This window comes from Chryseobacterium paridis (genome assembly GCF_016595215.1).
Taxonomy (GTDB): Bacteria; Bacteroidota; Bacteroidia; order Flavobacteriales; family Weeksellaceae; genus Chryseobacterium; species Chryseobacterium paridis.
In genome coordinates this window covers 797,575-813,940 of record NZ_JAENHK010000001.1, presented here as the reverse complement: position 1 = coordinate 813,940, position 16,366 = coordinate 797,575, and the positions used below count along the sequence as shown (strand labels likewise).

Annotated in this window: 14 protein-coding genes; 10 read left to right on the top strand and 4 right to left on the bottom strand. The window is 33.7% G+C overall.

The window, feature by feature from the left end:
- Nucleotides 1–76 precede the first annotated feature (76 nt).
- Both JHL15_RS03800 and JHL15_RS03795 read right to left on the bottom strand, forming a co-directional pair.
- Nucleotides 77–1,843, bottom strand: a complete 1,767-nt coding sequence (locus JHL15_RS03800; RefSeq protein ID WP_200242998.1) for a RagB/SusD family nutrient uptake outer membrane protein — start codon at nucleotides 1,841–1,843, stop codon at nucleotides 77–79.
- 18 nt (nucleotides 1,844–1,861) lie between these two features.
- On the bottom strand, nucleotides 1,862–4,906 hold the full coding sequence (locus JHL15_RS03795; RefSeq protein WP_200242992.1) for a SusC/RagA family TonB-linked outer membrane protein: 3,045 nt from the start codon (nucleotides 4,904–4,906) through the stop codon (nucleotides 1,862–1,864).
- A gap of 325 nt (nucleotides 4,907–5,231) precedes the next feature.
- On the opposite strand from JHL15_RS03795, the gene JHL15_RS03790 reads away from it, so the two are divergent.
- Nucleotides 5,232–6,299 (top strand): phosphatidylinositol-specific phospholipase C1-like protein, encoded by a 1,068-nt coding sequence (locus JHL15_RS03790; protein WP_200242990.1) that lies wholly within the window; start codon nucleotides 5,232–5,234, stop codon nucleotides 6,297–6,299.
- 255 nt (nucleotides 6,300–6,554) lie between these two features.
- Here JHL15_RS03790 and JHL15_RS03785 read toward each other — a convergent pair whose 3' ends face one another.
- Nucleotides 6,555–8,351 (bottom strand): metallophosphoesterase family protein, encoded by a 1,797-nt coding sequence (locus JHL15_RS03785; RefSeq protein ID WP_200242988.1) that lies wholly within the window; start codon nucleotides 8,349–8,351, stop codon nucleotides 6,555–6,557.
- Nucleotides 8,352–8,426: 75 nt separating this feature from the next.
- Complete coding sequence (locus JHL15_RS03780) at nucleotides 8,427–9,260, bottom strand: hypothetical protein (RefSeq protein ID WP_200242987.1); 834 nt, start codon at nucleotides 9,258–9,260, stop codon at nucleotides 8,427–8,429.
- A gap of 395 nt (nucleotides 9,261–9,655) precedes the next feature.
- Between JHL15_RS03780 and JHL15_RS03775 the strand changes: the two genes are divergently transcribed.
- The 9 genes from JHL15_RS03775 (at nucleotide 9,656) to JHL15_RS03735 (ending at nucleotide 16,354) form a co-directional block, all read left to right on the top strand.
- A complete protein-coding gene (locus JHL15_RS03775; protein ID WP_200242986.1) occupies nucleotides 9,656–9,850 on the top strand; it encodes a hypothetical protein in 195 nt (64 codons plus the stop codon).
- A gap of 56 nt (nucleotides 9,851–9,906) precedes the next feature.
- Nucleotides 9,907–11,556, top strand: coding sequence for an ATP-binding protein (locus tag JHL15_RS03770; protein ID WP_200242984.1), 1,650 nt, complete (start codon nucleotides 9,907–9,909; stop codon nucleotides 11,554–11,556).
- Nucleotides 11,557–11,569: 13 nt separating this feature from the next.
- Nucleotides 11,570–12,235: a response regulator gene (locus tag JHL15_RS03765; protein ID WP_200242982.1), complete on the top strand. Its 666-nt coding sequence runs from the start codon at nucleotides 11,570–11,572 to the stop codon at nucleotides 12,233–12,235.
- Nucleotides 12,236–12,612: 377 nt separating this feature from the next.
- The gene (locus JHL15_RS03760; protein ID WP_200242980.1) at nucleotides 12,613–12,987 is read left to right on the top strand and encodes a DUF6232 family protein; all 375 of its coding nucleotides are present in this window, start codon (nucleotides 12,613–12,615) and stop codon (nucleotides 12,985–12,987) included.
- Nucleotides 12,988–13,018: 31 nt separating this feature from the next.
- Nucleotides 13,019–13,315 carry a hypothetical protein gene (locus tag JHL15_RS03755; protein WP_200242978.1) on the top strand — a complete coding sequence of 99 codons (297 nt, stop codon included), beginning with the start codon at nucleotides 13,019–13,021 and terminating at the stop codon, nucleotides 13,313–13,315.
- A gap of 31 nt (nucleotides 13,316–13,346) precedes the next feature.
- Nucleotides 13,347–13,709: a DUF6804 family protein gene (locus JHL15_RS03750; protein ID WP_200242975.1), complete on the top strand. Its 363-nt coding sequence runs from the start codon at nucleotides 13,347–13,349 to the stop codon at nucleotides 13,707–13,709.
- A gap of 7 nt (nucleotides 13,710–13,716) precedes the next feature.
- Entirely contained in the window at nucleotides 13,717–14,124 is a 408-nt protein-coding gene (locus tag JHL15_RS03745; protein ID WP_200242973.1) for a hypothetical protein, read from the top strand.
- Between the two features lie 5 nt (nucleotides 14,125–14,129).
- A complete protein-coding gene (locus JHL15_RS03740; protein WP_200242965.1) occupies nucleotides 14,130–15,458 on the top strand; it encodes a beta-carotene 15,15'-monooxygenase in 1,329 nt (442 codons plus the stop codon).
- Nucleotides 15,459–15,466: 8 nt separating this feature from the next.
- On the top strand, nucleotides 15,467–16,354 hold the full coding sequence (locus JHL15_RS03735) for a hypothetical protein (RefSeq protein ID WP_200242962.1): 888 nt from the start codon (nucleotides 15,467–15,469) through the stop codon (nucleotides 16,352–16,354).
- Nucleotides 16,355–16,366: the final 12 nt, after the last annotated feature.

The following is a 16,366-nucleotide window of genomic DNA, read 5'->3' as shown; positions in this document are numbered from 1 at the left end:
ATGAATAAAATAATAAAAGCGAGGAGATCAATCTCTTCGCTTTTATTTGCAAAAATAATCGTTGTATATGAAAAAACTAGTAGCCAGGATTCTGTTTAAAATCAGGAGATGCATCAAGCGTTGCCTGAGGAATCGGGAAGATTCTTTTGTAAGGTTGAGAAGCTGGTTTAGCTGTTCCCGGAAGATCAAATTTGTTGAATCTGATCATTGCCTTTCTTCGGTACATTTCCCAATATAACTCGTATCCTGATTCCTTAAATAAAGTATTGGCATCCACAGAAGCAATCGCAACACCAGGAGCATTATTATATAAAGATTCGCGGGTTCTGCTTGTTCTTAACTTATTTACGTCTGCCAGAGCCGCTCCTGTATTTCCATTTCTGAAATAAGCTTCTGCTCTCATTGTATAGATCGTTCCTAATCTGTACAATGGCACATCCATTCCACTTGTTCCGTTATTTCCATAACCCGGATCAAATTCAAATTTGAAGTTTCTTACCCCTCTGTTGATCTGAGCCTGTGTAAATACAGATTCTGAAGGATTATCAAAATTCAGCTCAGGAGTAAAGTCCGCAGCAAGCGTTGTATTCTTTTCTGTAAATAATTTATATACTTTAATTCTGCCATCTGCAGTCATATCAAAGTTTCCATTCTGAAGAATTTTAGGACCATACTGCTGGCCAACCTGCAATCCTCTGTTGAAATGGAACCAAGGCTTCCCTGTTCCCTCTACTTTACTTGTTGACGGTACACTTACGTCTGTTCCGTCATTTTTAAACCATGTTCCGTCTTCATATTGATAGGTTCTCTGGAAACGTGGATCATCATGATTTCCATTCCATGAATAATAGAATTCCGGAGTGATACAAGATGCATTCGTTCCTCTGTTATCCGGTGAAGGTTTTTGAATTCTTTCCATTGACATATAAGCTAAGTCATTATCCGAGCCTTTATCTGAATTCGCAATTTTCTTCTGAACGATCGTAAAGATCATTTCCTTACTCGTATCATTATTAATGTCAAAATTGTGGAAATAATTAGATTCCAAACTGAAATTTGGATTGTTAATCAACAAATTAGAATATTGAATTACTTTATCCATATCATTTCCTCCTCCATTCACAGCAGGTTCCAAAAAGTTGAAATTACTTGTCGCTTTATTCTTTAAAACAGTTCTGTTCAGATACATATCTGCTAAAAGAGCGTATGCTGCCTGTTTTGTGAATCTTCCGGCATGTGTATTTTGAGTTTTGATCTCTGCCAAATCAGGAATAAGTCCTTCAACCTCAGTGATTAAAGCATCAATTGTAGTTTCCGCTTTTCGGATCTCAATCGGTGCATTGATATTATTAGGATCTCTATAAGGAGCTTGTCCGAACAGGTCAATCGTTGTATAAGTATAAAAAGCAAGTAGTCCTTTTGCTTCTGCTAAAAACAAAGCCTTATTGTTTCCGTTACTTTTGCTCGCACTAGATATTGCGGTTAGTGACTTTGTGATCCCGAAGTTCAATTGATTCCATGTTGTTTTTACAACATCACTGTTCGCATCCCAGGAAAACTCGTGCATTGCTCTCCATTTTCCACCATCACCCCAGTCACTTCCTCTTGTTGGTAGCAAGGCCTCATCCGTAGAATATTCCTGTAAAGCAAAAACACTCCCATGATCTACAAAAGTTCCTTCTCCAAGCTGGCTATAAGCTGCGGCCAGGGCAGCTTCAGGGTCTGCAACTTCAGAACCTAAAACCTCATCGATTACTTTTTCATCCAGATTTGTACATCCTACTAATGCCAGTACAGAAACGGATAAAAGGATTGTATTAATATTTAAAAATTTAGATTTCATGATTTCTTTTAACTTAAATTAAAATTTAACAGTTGCCCCCAAAAGGAAAGTTTTAGCAGACGGATATGTGGTATAATCAATTCCCAAAGACTGATTTCCTCCCACTTGCTTGTTGGTATCGACAAGTGGATCATAACCTGTATAGCTGGTAATTGTAAATAAATTCTGTGCACTTACATAAAGATTGATGCTTTTCAAGAATTTCAATTGATTGATATCGAAAGTATATCCCAATCTTACGTTGTTCAAACGAAGAAAGTCTGATTTTTCCAGATATAAAGAAGACAATTGAGGCTGATTGGTAAAGCTTGCCCCTGAATCATAGAAGTTTTTCAAAACGTTCCTGTCTGAAGCTAAGTTGTTGATATTTAAATCTAAAGCAGTATTATTTACTAAATAACCACCTGTCTGTCCGATGAAAGAGAATGAAAAATCAAACTTTTTGTATTTCATGTACGAATTGATACCAAAAGTGAAGTTTGGAATAGCTCCTTCAAAGATCTTTCTATCATTCTGATCGATCCGTCCATCACCATTTACGTCTTCATAAATATATTTTCCATTCGCATCCACTCCCAGATAATTATACATATAGAAAGATCCTGCTTCATATCCGTTTTTATAAATATTGGCAGTAACACCGGAAAGTCCAGGTCCTGAAACCTCACCGGAATAAATAGCTGAAACCGGAAGATTCTTCACCTCATTATTCACTGTCGCTCCGTTTACATCCATCGTCCATGTAAAATTCTCATTTTTAATAATTTCTGAACCTAGAGAAAATTCAAATCCTTTATTAACAATTTCAGCATCAACATTTTTCCAAACCGTACTTGTCGGACTTAATGGTCTTGAAGGGATATTCAGGATAGGATCTTTGGTTATTTTATTATAATATTCCAATGATCCATACAATTTGTTTTTCCACAGACTGAAATCAGCACCAATGTTAGTTTGCTCTACAACCTCCCATTTCAAATCAGGATTGACCGTTCTGTTGATTGCAACTCCATTGATCAAATCTAAATTTGGATATAAATAATATCCTGAAGCCTGTGTCAATGAAGAACTCGCTTGCGTAATTTTATTCGGAACTTCCTGGTTACCGGTTTGTCCCCAACTTCCTCTCAATTTTAATTCATTAACGATTTGAGAATCTTTCAGGAAATTTTCATTGGAAATCGTCCAACCTACTGCAACAGAAGGAAAATATCCATATTTGTTGTTCTTTCCAAAACGGGTAGAACCGTCTGCTCTTAATGAAGCTGTTAGTAAATATTTTTTATCAAAATTGTAATTTACTCTCCCAAAATAGGACTGCAATTCATTTTCCTGAGCATAACCAGCACCCGGAACAAAGGCCGTTCCAGAATATCCTGGATTAATTTCCGGAGCAATTCCCGCTCCCTGCGCTGCAATATCTTTTACTCCGAAATATGTTCCTGTAGATTTGAATTTCTGATAAGAGAAACCACCTAACGCACTAAAGTTATGTTTGTTGAAGCTAAAGTCATACGTTAAGTAATGTTCCAAAAGTATATTATAAGAATCAAGATTTGCCTGAACGTATACTCCTTTCGGCGTTCTGTCCGTAATGTTCGGATACATCGTTGTATTTCTCTCAGACGTTGTTTTATCGATTCCTAAATTGAATTTATAATTTAATCCCGGTAAAATTCTTAACGTTGCTTCCGTATTCCCCAACACCCTGAATGTATTGGTTTTATCATTATAAACACTCAATAAGTACAAAGGATTGTAATGAGCATTCATATTGAAATTCGTATAATTTCCATTCTGGTCATATACAGAACGTGTAGGATTCGCCATCAAGGCATGAATAATGACCTGACCATCAGATCCTGCATTTCCTCCATTAGGAATTCCTGTTTCCTTAATATCACTCGCCGTAAGATTTAGTTTAATCTTTAATCTCTTATTATCAAAGAAAGATTCTTCCGCATTTAAACGAGCTGTTGTTCTTTTGAAACCACTATTCAGAACGATACCATCCTGATCCATATGGGAAATTGAAGCAAAATAATTCCCTGTATCTGTAGATTTTGAGAAAGATACTGAATGATTCTGAGAAACTGCATTTCTGTAGATCTCATCCTGCCAGTCTGTATTTCCGCCATGATCGTAGGATTTATCTATTCCTGCTGCCCTGTATTGATCCGCTGACATTAAATCGAGCTTTCTAATAACTGAAGAAAATCCAAGATATGTATCATAAGTAAACATCGGATCTCCTTTTTTTCCTCTCTTCGTTGTTACCAAAACAACTCCATTTGATCCTCTTGCCCCGTAAATGGCCGCTGCAGAAGCATCTTTTAAAACAGTAATGGATTCAATGTCACTGGTATTTAAAAAATTAAGTGGATTTTTTGCCCCTGCATTCCCTAAACCAACGTTGGGTCCTGACGCACTTACCGCATCATTACTCAAAGGAACTCCATCTACAACGAACAAAGGGGTACTTCCACTTCTGATAGATCCAATCCCCCTAATCGAAACGTTCACTCCTGCTCCAGGTTCCCCACTCGACTGTACAATACGAACACCGGCAATTTTTCCCTGCATTAAGTTGTCTACAGAAATATTCATTCCCTCCTTGAAATTTTCAGCCTTCAACTGGCTTACGGCTCCCGTCAGGTCAGATTTCTTCTGTGAACCATACCCTACTAAAGTTACCTCCTCAATAGAAGTAGCTTCTTTCTTAGATTTTAAATTAATCGAAATGGTAGTGCTTGAAATTTTCACTTTTTGAACCTCATATCCATCATAAGAAATGGATAATGTCTGGCCAATGGAAGCGGAGATCGTAAAGTTTCCGGAAGCATCAGAAGTAGCAGTCACTCCAGTTTCTGCAACTGTGATTTTTGCACCTTCTATTGGTGTTCCCTCTTGATCCAGAACGACTCCGGAAATGGTCTCATTTACCTGTGAGAAAACAGGGCTAATTCTGGTAAATCCTTCTGCATGAGCCTGATTGGCAACCAAAAAGATTAACGCTATTGGAATTAGCTTTTTAAATTTAAAAAAATTAATTTTGTGGTACATATCATTAAGTAAATTGTAATAAACATTGCTTAATAAAAAGCCGCTGTTGTTCCCGCAACAGTGGTTTTTTTTCAACTCCTACACAGTATATTTTCGGCATACAAAGTAAATTGATTTCCCTAAAAAGCATTTTAACATAATATTATCTTAAAGTGAATAAAATATAAATATCCCAAAATGAGAAAATAATATCAAACTAACTATCAATAGATTACAAACACCAAATTTTATCCTATTCACATAATCTTAAAAAATTATTAACATAATATGTAAATCTCCTCATGTTAAGACTCGTTAATTTCGCTTCAATAAAAAATGACTCGAAATGAAAAAGACAGGGGCTCTACTTCTTTCAATAACTCCACTTTATTTACTATGGTCTCAAAAGCAGAATTTAGATCATCTGAAGATCAATGAAATTCAGGTCATCGGTTCACACAACAGCTACAAAAAAGCAATTCTTCCCGAAGTATATTCTTATTTAGCTAAGAAAGATTCTTTACATGCCCTGCCTAGAATTCAATATGAACATATTGCAATACCTAAACAATTAGATTTAGGATTGCGTAATCTTGAAATTGATGTATATGCAGACAGTAAGGGTGGAAAATATGCGCATCCTAAAATTTTAGATCTCGTGAAAACAGTGCAGCCTTTCGATCCGGAAGGAAAAATGAAAAAACCGGGGTACAAAATGATTCATATTACAGATATTGATTACCAGACATGGTATTATACTTTACAGGATTGTTTAAAAGATTTAAAAAAATGGTCTGATGCTCACCCTGATCATGATCCTGTATTTATAACTCTGGAGCCTAAAGACGGACAACCCAACAGATTTGGAACAGAACCTGAACATTACACCACAAAACTGTTTGATGATCTTGATAATGAATTGACAAAGTATTTAGGTAAAGAAAAGATCATAGCCCCAGACGATATTCGTGGTTCTTACAACACCTTAAATGATGCTGTTCTTCATAAAAACTGGCCGAAAGTAAAAGATGCTAAAGGAAAATTTCTTTTTGTTCTCGACAATGATGGAGAAAACCGGGATGTATATATGAAAGGGCATCCTTCATTAAAGGGAAGAATGGTATTTACCAATTCAGCACCAGGAACGCCGGAATCCGCAGTCTTATTTATGAATGACCCAAGTCCGAAAATCAATGAGCTGGTACAACAAGGTTACATCATTCGTACGAGAGCAGATGCTGACACCATGGAAGCAAGAAGCGAAGATTATTCAAGATTTGAAAAAGCAAAAAAAAGCGGTGCTCAAATAATCTCTACTGATTATTACCTGCCAAGTAAGCTCTTCAAATCCAATTATAAAATCAGTTTCGAAAACAATACCTATGAGAGAAAAAACCCGATAAACACACAATAATTACACACGTTTTCATTCATATCAAATGGGAAAGGCAGTCTTATTATAAGGTTGCTTTTCTTTTTTCTCCCGGATCCCAAAAATTTGACACAAGATTAAACATAAAAGATCTGCGTCATCTGCTAAATCTGCGAGACAGAAAATATATAATCTGTTAACTTTTCTTTTTTTTCACTTGCAGATCATGCAAATTTCGCAGATGATTGCGTATAAAAGAAATCTGTATCATCTGATAAATCTGTGGGATATAAAAAACTATAATCTTTTAATCTTCCGGTTTTTCAGGTCAATTTCAAAATGATCTGCTGGATCTCCATTCGATAAAAGCGATAAAATCCTGAAAACAGATTGTATTTGTAAAACAAAATGATCCTGAGATTTATTTTGTTCAAATGATTGTATAAGAACCTGATACTGTTTCCATCTTTCTTTCGATATATCCTTCCTTGCCAATTCATCCGCAGATTGAAATTTGTACAGATCAAATAACAGATCTTCAAAATTCCATTGCTGAAATGAATCCATATCAATTCCGTTTACTTTCTGTTGAGATTTTAAATTTCGAGAAAGTAAAAGCAGATCTTTTCCGGTTATAGATTTTGTCTTTTCTATAAATTCTTTTGGCCAGTCATCTGGAATCATTCGTAACCGAACAAGCTCTTTCAAATGAAACAACATGAAGTCATGATAAGATTTTGTCTTTAGGATATCTTTATTCCACAAAATTTTATCATGGTTTTGCTGCAAAGTTCCATATTCCTTTTCATACAAAGGAAACAGTTCATCAAAACGGGGAACATTATTTAGAACTTCTGTCTGAACTTCCATGACATCCTGAGAATGAATCGTAAGTATTTTATAACTTGGTAAATAAGCAGCTAACGAAGGAACCTGAACATTAACAAGCATTTTATCTCCTAACTTCTTAACTCCTGTATCATTGATGTGCATGTGCCCAGCAAAATGGATCTGTAGTCCGGCATCTAGAAATTCTTTCGCAACTTCCTCTTCAGGCACTCTTTCCAACTGCCATTTCTTTTCGCCCAAAAGATTTTTAATCTCATTCGTTGCTCCATCATTAAAATCGATCATGGGATAATGAGTAAACGCAATTAAAGTTTTTCCATTACTTTTCGCTTCTTTCGCAATCTTCTTTACCCATTGAATCAAATGTTGCTTATGGGTCAGAACATTATTATATCCAATACTTGCTCCGTTATAATTAGTCGCATCCTCAGAACTACGATGAAGATCTTTAGGAATATAAGTGTTTCCATCAATCGCAATCATCCAAACCCCTTTCACAGGCTCTACCACATAGCTAAGGTCAGGAACTGAAAACCCTTTGGAAACCTCATACATTCTATTCGAATAATCTGCATAATGCAACGCATTACTATAGGAATAATTGGAATAAGAATGATCATCAAAAGGAGTACTCCAATACAGGTTTTCTTTTCTAGGATAAAAGCCAAAGTCTTTCAGTTCATCAAGAATTTCAATATACCCTGACTCTGCAATATCTTTTGTAATAACATGCTGCTTTTTCTTTGCAAGATTTTCTTTACTGTAGATTTCTAATGGAGATCCATCCTTTCCCATGAAATCTTCTTTTCCTGCATCCTGATGAAAAGGGCCAACCGGATCATGATTACCTGTTGTCATATAAAAATTGATCCCATATTTTTTATGATACGCTTCCAGAATCCGGTGCAGTCCACGTAAATTATAAGCCTGCCCATCATCAGAAAAATCTCCGGGCATCGCTACGATCTTAATTCCTTTTGCAGCAATATCATCCAGCGCTTTCAGAAAAGCAAAATAGTTCTCATTAAAAACTCGTGTGGAATGCAATTGAGAATCCATTGTCCTCAAAATGGTCGCTTTTCCTGTTTTAGGATTAACAATTCCATTAAAATCATTATCTGAAAAATTCCCATACAAATCCTGAAAATGAACATCTGAAAGAAAAGCAATTTGGACAGGCTTTTGTTGGGCAGATAAGCAAGTAAAAGCAATAAGTAAGGTAGAGAAAATTCCTTTTTTTAGCATGGTAAAAATAACCTGAAAAATATGGGATTATTTTAGGAAGTGGTTTAAGAGAATTTTAAATAATTGTGAAGGTAGTTATTCTTCGACTTGTATTGAGTCCTCTGGCTTTCCAGCATATTTAAAAATAATAAAAGGAGTCGACTTCCTAAGTTCCCTTCCATTATTGGGATCTGTCCCATCACCCGTAAAAAATTCTACATTCCCATTATACTTTGAGTACCATGTCGTTCCTAGAGCATTTTCTTCTGTCAAAGTATCTTTACGGGTAATTCTTTTAAAGTACTTCATATCAACAGTATCAATAGGTTTTACATTGATATGAGGGTTTTTATTCTTGCAATCAGTCAATCTATATTCACTTCCATCCCAATACATACATTCCATTGGTCGAACATTATCAAGGTCTGCAAACCCTTGAGGGGCTTGTTTACTATTTGAGAAAACGACATTTCCGGTAACCAGGCACAACACTAATATCATTTCCATAATACCCATCCCATTTTGTTTGATGAATTCAGGCATTTTAAAATGCTGCTCGTTAGTGATATTGATAATAATATTTGAGAGCTTTTCTGTTAAAGACTCTTCATCTTTATCAACACTTATCTTCACTGTTGTTTTATTAGCGTTTTCATCATTTTTAACAAAAGTTCTAGAAAAATCTAAGAAATCTTTGTATCCAACATATTGACTTAGCTTATCCTGTTTAAGTGGTTCTATATTGGTGTCTCCTCCATTCTCTATAAAGGTTTCATAATAACGACTAAAGGTTTTGTCTGAAATTTTAAAGTCCAATTTATCTTCAAAATAAGACCACAAATAAGCTGCTAATCCGTTTTTTGTGTCTTTTCCGGATTCTTCTCTAGCTTGTTTGAATACCTCATCAATAAGTAGTTTTCTTTTGGACATATTTAGTTTTTAAAGTAATTACAAAATAGCTGCTTTTCACTCATGTCGCATTACGGATTACCGTAATCATATTCCTGTCCATTTCTTGTCTATCGATGTCTATGTTTTGTCTAACACATGCGTCGCCCTTTGTCGCATCTTTGTTTCAGAAAATCAGTGATAAACAAATAATTAAAACAACAGACAAAAACAAATTTACAAAACTGATTTCTAAATCACCAGATAAAACGGAAGAAAACTCCGGGTTGGGAAGCAGATGTTTCTCTTCCGTTTTTGAAGGTTCTACTTCCCAAAAAATTTAAGAAGCGCTTCAAATTTTTTTAACCGTGTAAAACTATCTGCGATCTGTTTCGCAGGGAAGAACACGAATGCTTTAACATTAAATTTTTTGACAAATGATCCAGTTTATATTAATGCTACTAGGTTTAGCATTTCCAAATAATAACGCGAATACAGCAACATGTCCACATAATAGTGAATCGCAAATTACAACACAAACAAGTAGTAGCCCAGGTGAGGGATTAGATCCGGGAGGGTCAGAAAGTGATACGGGAGGCGAAACAGGCCAAATTATTCCACCAAGAAAATAACTATAGAGCGAAAGAATGATCTTTCGCTTTTTTTATTAAATTTGATAAAAAACACCTTGAAAAATCTCAATTCCCTTTTCTTCATTTTACTCCTAGCTTTCACCTCATGCTATAAAAAAGAACTCTCAAAAGCTGATAGAACGAATTATGACAAGGCATATAATTTCCTAGATGCATCAAAAAAAGATAGTGCATTTAAATATTTTAATAAAGCAAAAGATAACTTCATAGAAAAAGGATACCCTTCTTATGCTGGAAGCAGTTTAGTTAATATGGGTATTATACAGTGTGATGGGGGAGATTATTATGGAGCACAAGAAACAGCTCTGTCAGCCATAAAGTTTTTAGATGAAAAAAAAGACGCAATAGAGCTTACTTCTAATTATAATAATCTTGGTGTCTCGTATCAGAACATGAAGGACTTTAATAAAGCTGCATATTTTTACAATGAAGCAGCAAAATTTACAACAGATTCTATCTATCAAATGACACTGTTAAATAATAAAGCTGTTTCTTATTCTCATTTAAAGAAATATAATTATGCAATTAGTATTTTTAATGAGCTTCTAGCTTCTCCAAATATTAGAAAACACCCTATTGTTTTTTCAATGGTTTATGACAATTTAGCTTTTACAAAGTTTCAACAGAATATTAATTATAATGCAGAACCTGAGTTGAATGTAGCTGTTCGAATCAGAAAAATTATAAAAGATGAGGGTGGGTTAAATGCTAGCTTTTCTCACTTAGCAGAATATTTTGAAAATCGCAATCCTCAAAAAGCATTATCATATGCAAAAGAGATGTTCAAAATAGCCTCAATAAATAAAAGTCCTGACGATAAGTTAAGTGCCTTGCAAAAAATTATCTTATTAGAAAAACCTGAAAACACAAAAATATACTTTAATGAATATCAGAAGCTTAAAGACAGTCTGGAAATAGCCAGAAACAAATCCAAAAGCCAATTCGCACTCGAAAGATTTGGCTCCGAGCAATTAAAAGCTCAAAATGCAGAAAAAGAAAATCAATTATTATGGCAATATCTCCTTTTAGGAGCATTAGTAGCTGCTGTAATAGTCATTATTGTCTTATATAATAGAAGACAGAAGAGACTAAAACATGAAAAAGAAATTGAAATCAAAAATACCCAGCTTAAACTTTCAAAAAAAGTCCATGATGTAGTAGCCAATGGTATTTATCATGTTATGACCAAAATTGAAAATCAAGAGCATTTTGATAAAACAGAAGCCTTAGATGAATTAGAATTTGTTTATGAAAAATCAAGGGATATTTCTTATGAAAAGCAAGAGCACAAAAACAACAATAATAGCTTCAATGATGAAGTATCTCACTTGATCGGGTCCTTTAAAAATGAAAGAGTCAAGACCTATACTGTAGGAAATAGCAAAGAAATTTGGAAGGGATTAACAGACACTACAACAAATGAGATTTATCAGATAATCCGTGAACTTTTAGTCAACATGAAAAAACACAGTCAAGCAGATAAGGTCATTTTTAAATTTGAAAAAATTAATAATCGCATCAATATTCAATATACGGATAATGGGATTGGTATTTCAGGAGATCTAATTCGTAATAATGGTTTAACAAATACGGATTCCCGTATTGAAAATATCAACGGGAAAATTATTTTTGACACCAAAACCGAAAAAGGATTGAAAGTAAATATCTCATTTCCTGTTTCCTAAAAAAAGAAAAAAAATGTTCAAAAAAATTTTAATAGCCGAAGACCATGAAAGTATGAATCTTTCTGTACAAAAGACATTAGAAGAGCTTAAAATCACCAATTTTGATTATGTATATTATTGTGATGATGCATTAGCAAAGACACAAAAATCAATCCGTGAAAAAAATGTTTATGATCTGCTAATTACAGATCTTTATTACGAAGAAGATCATCGGGAACAAAATATAAAAGATGGCAGGGATTTAATACAAAATATTAGGAAAGAACTTCCACATCTAAAAATTATTGTTTTCTCTGCAGAACATAAATCAGGGATTATTGATTCATTATTTTCAGAATACAAAATTAATGGCTATGTTCGAAAAGCACGTAATGACTCCAAAGAATTAAAAAAAGCAATATCTTCTGTCTTTGCAGGGGAAAACTATCTCTCTCTTGATCTTAAGCAAGAAGTAAAAAAACTTAACAGCTATGACTTCTCCGATTATGATATTACATTAGTTTCTCTTCTTTCTCAGGGAGTCCTACAAAAAAACATCCCTGTTTTTCTTCAAAACAACAACATCAAACCTAATAGCCTAAGCAGCATAGAGAAAAAATTAAACATTCTAAAAGAGGAATTACAAGTTACCAGCAATGAACAATTGGTCGCTTTTTGTAAAGATCTAGGAGTTATTTAAAATATCCTATTAATCATTCTTTTTATAACCTTTCATTTTTTTGAAAGGTTTTTTTGTTTTACGGGTTCCCGTAAGGATTGGTTTTTAAAGGGTTATACTTTTGGAATATTAAACCAATTAAAATTAAACGTCATGAAAAAAGACTATTACATCAACACAAATCTACAATCAAATGGAGACTATGAAGTTCATGAAAGTTCATGTAGATATTTACCAAATATATCGAATAGAGTCTATTTAGGAAGTTTTTATTCTTGTCAAGAAGCAGTTGATGAGGCAAAAAGATTATTTCCTTCTCAAAAAAATAACATTAATGGTTGTTACTATTGTTCAAACACCTGTCACACGAGATAGTTAATATCTAAAAAACGAACATTATGGAAGCTCAACATGAAACCACATTTTACCAGGATAATTCAGTTTTAGTTACTCAATCTAGATATATAACAGAATCAAAAACTTATGCTATGAGAAACATTTCTTCTGTTCACATTTTTGAGATTGAAAAAAATAGAATTGGACCTGTCCTAATAATTGTTTTTGGAATACCTTTTCTCTTTTCCAGAGATGTTTTCTGGATAGGATTAATACTTATTGCTGTAGGAGTACTTCGTCTCTTTTCTATAAAAAATGAATATTCAGTAAGAATCAGCACTAATGCAGGAGAAGCAAATAGCCTTGTCTCAAAAAATAGAGAATACATTCAAACTATTGTCAATGCGCTCAATGAAGCAATCATTCATCGAGGATAATCAATTAAATATTAATACAAATAAATTCATTATGAAAAAACTAATCTTTACAAGCCTGCTAGGCTTAGGTCTATTATTACCAGCAAACTTTTCAGCATCAGAAAACAGTACAGCGTCAAAAACTGAACTCTCATCTAAAAAGCCAAGGAAAAGTAAAATCAAAAAAAACCGAAAAAGTAACAAAAGAAGCTCAAGATCATATACCAAAAGTAAAGGCTGTACTTATAATGGATCTCCATTAAATGTAGGCCCAAGAGGTGGTTGTTACTACTACTCTGGAAGCAGCAAAGTATATGTGGACAGAGCATATTGCTCAGGTTGCAATTAATCTTTTAAGAAGATAATTAAAAACTAAGATCATGAAATACCTAATCATTGTAGCAGCACTCTGTTGTTTCATAGGCATAGTCGATTTACCAATGGGTTACTACACATTCCTTCGAATAATAGTTTCCTTCATGACATTCGTTATTATTGTTAATGAATTCAGGAGCAGACGTTTTTGGTTCATCGCTTTTGTGTTGATTTTTATCTTTTTCAATCCATTCATTCCAATCTATTTCTATTTAAAACCTTATTGGATTGTCCTTGATATTATAGTTGGCCTTCTGCTTTTTATTTACTTCTTAAAATTGATTCCGAAGGCTAAAATAAAACAACATGAAACCATTGATATCGAACACGAAGAAATTCCCAGAACCCGGGACAGAATAATTAAATAAAAAATTTATGGAAATAATACAAATCCCTGAAAATCTCAAAGCCCATTTTTTAAGGTTATACCAAATGGCTATATGTGATGATGACTTCAGTGCATCAGAACTAAAAATGCTCTATAAATCTGCAGAAGAGAGAGGCATTTCACCCAAAAATCTGGATGAAATTCTTATGAATCCTATTAATTCAAAATCATTAATTCCCGAAACGCTCAAGGAAAAAGTAGAATATCTATATGACCTTACTGTAATGGTATGGGCAGATGGGGTAGTCTCTCCTAATGAATATTCAGCATTAAAAAAATATATTGCAATGTTTGGATTTTTAGAGGAAAATGTAAAAGATATTGCAGATTATTTCATTGAGGCTGTAAAGCAGGGAAAGACTAAAGATGATATTTTCAATGATCTACAAAACTAAAAGTTATGAATGCTATGACAACCAATATCAAAAATCTCTTCCGCTTAAAAGCTGTTCCACTTGATGATCCTCAGGATCAACTTTCGAGAATAGAATCTTTAAACAGCGAATCGACTGAGGAAAGCAGAAAAAGAACTTACCACGAAACCGGATATAGAGACAGCACCAGAAATAATGGAAACCATACCGCTTTATCCATTTGCCTGGATGCCATTTATTCGAAATTTCAGAATGAGGAAAAAGAACTTGTTGAAAAACAGAATAAACTAAAAGAACCTTACCTCAACGAGCAGAAAAATAAAGAAACCGAGATCAAAGGATTGACAGTTTCTTTAGACAACAAAGAAGATCAATTAAAAAATAATGGAACAGACATCGAAAATGTCCAGGATAAAATCGAAAAACTGAAATTCGAAATCAATGATCTCCCAAGAAATCCAGAGATATATAATGTAAAAGCAACTAAAGGAGCATCTACAAAATTCTGGATTGGATTGATTATTCTTATTCCGATAAGTTTATATCTTTTTACCTTTTACATTTCAACATCCTTCTCTGCTTTCTTTAAAAACTTTGATGCAAATGGTAATATTATTCAAAGTGTTTTGGATGCACAGGCATTTAATAAAGCTTGGGATGAAGGACCTCTTGAGGGAGCATTTGTTACTTTAATTCCATTTGTGTTTCTGGGTCTGGGATATTTGATCCATATGTTTGGGGAAAATAAAAGTATGGTGAATTACTCCAAAGTCGCTTTGCTTTTCATCATCACTTTTGTTTTTGATGCTATTTTGGCTTATGAAATAGAATCCAAATTATATGAACTAAATAGAACTTTCAACTCCCCTCCGTTTGATCTTTCTATTGCATTTACAAAGAACCAGTTTTGGGGGATTATTTTTGCTGGATTTATTGTTTACATTATTTGGGGACTCGTCTTTGATTTTGTAATGAAAGAGCATAAAGAAAAAGATAAAATCAGGCACGAACAAACCAGAAGACAGAAAGACATTCTTATACATCAGGAAAGGATTGAGGATTTAAAAAAGCAGAAAGAAGAAGTAAGAAATAATATAGGAAGTATAAAAGAGCTGATTGCAAAAGCTAAAGGCAGAATTGAAGAACTTCAGAATATTATTGATGGCGTCATTATTCCCACCAAAGATTACACACTGTATGCTTCAGAATATATGCAAGGCTGGATCACCAATATCAATGAAAGAATTCACTCTCAAAAACTAGTAGATGAATGCATGGAAAAGTATAATGAAAACCTCAGAAAGGTTGGTGCAAATTCAGACAGTCAGAACTCAGTTTACATGTCCATTTTATAAAAACAGTTATGAAAAAAATATTTTATCTACTCATCACCTCTTTTCTTTTCATCCAATGTGGAAAGCCAAAAGAAAAGATTTTAGTTCAATCAACACCCGTAAGTAATTCTTCAAAAAATTTAAACATTAGCGTATTGATTGATCTTTCTGATAGAATTGATCCTGAAAAAAATCCGAATCCTACCATGGAATATTTTCAGAGAGATGTCGAATACATCAAAGCAATTGATAAGGGATTTTTAGATCATATTAAAGGAAAAAAGGTTATCCAGCTTGATGATCAGATGCAGGTATTTTTTAATCCCGAACCATCAGATCCTAAAATGAATGATCTTACTAAAAAACTAAAGGTTTCATTTGATAAAAATACCACCAAAGATAACATCAGTCTGGTAGAAAGTCAGTATTCATCACTTCCTTTAGAAATCTATCAATCTGCAATCCAAGACAAACAATATGTAGGGTCAGATATCTGGGAATTCTTTAAGAACAAGGTAAAGGATTATTGTATGAAAGACAATCATAGAAACATCCTTTTTATTTTAACAGATGGATATATTTATCATAAAGACTCTAAGTTTTCAGAGGGTAAAAAAACATCCTACTTAACACCTGAATTAATAAAGTCTTTAAAACTTACTTCCTCCGATTTTAAAACAAAAATTCAGGATAATGGTTTAGGCTTTATTAAAGCAAATGATGATTTAGAAAATCTTGAGGTAATTGTACTAGGAATCAATCCAGTCAAAGGAAATCCTTTCGAAGGAGATATTATCAAAGAATACTGGGAAAACTGGTTCAAAGAAATGAAAATCAAAAACTATCAGATCAAATCTGCAGATCTTCCTTCCAATCTGGAACCTATTATTTTAAAAGCCATCACGGGTAAAAACTAAAAACACTTTATT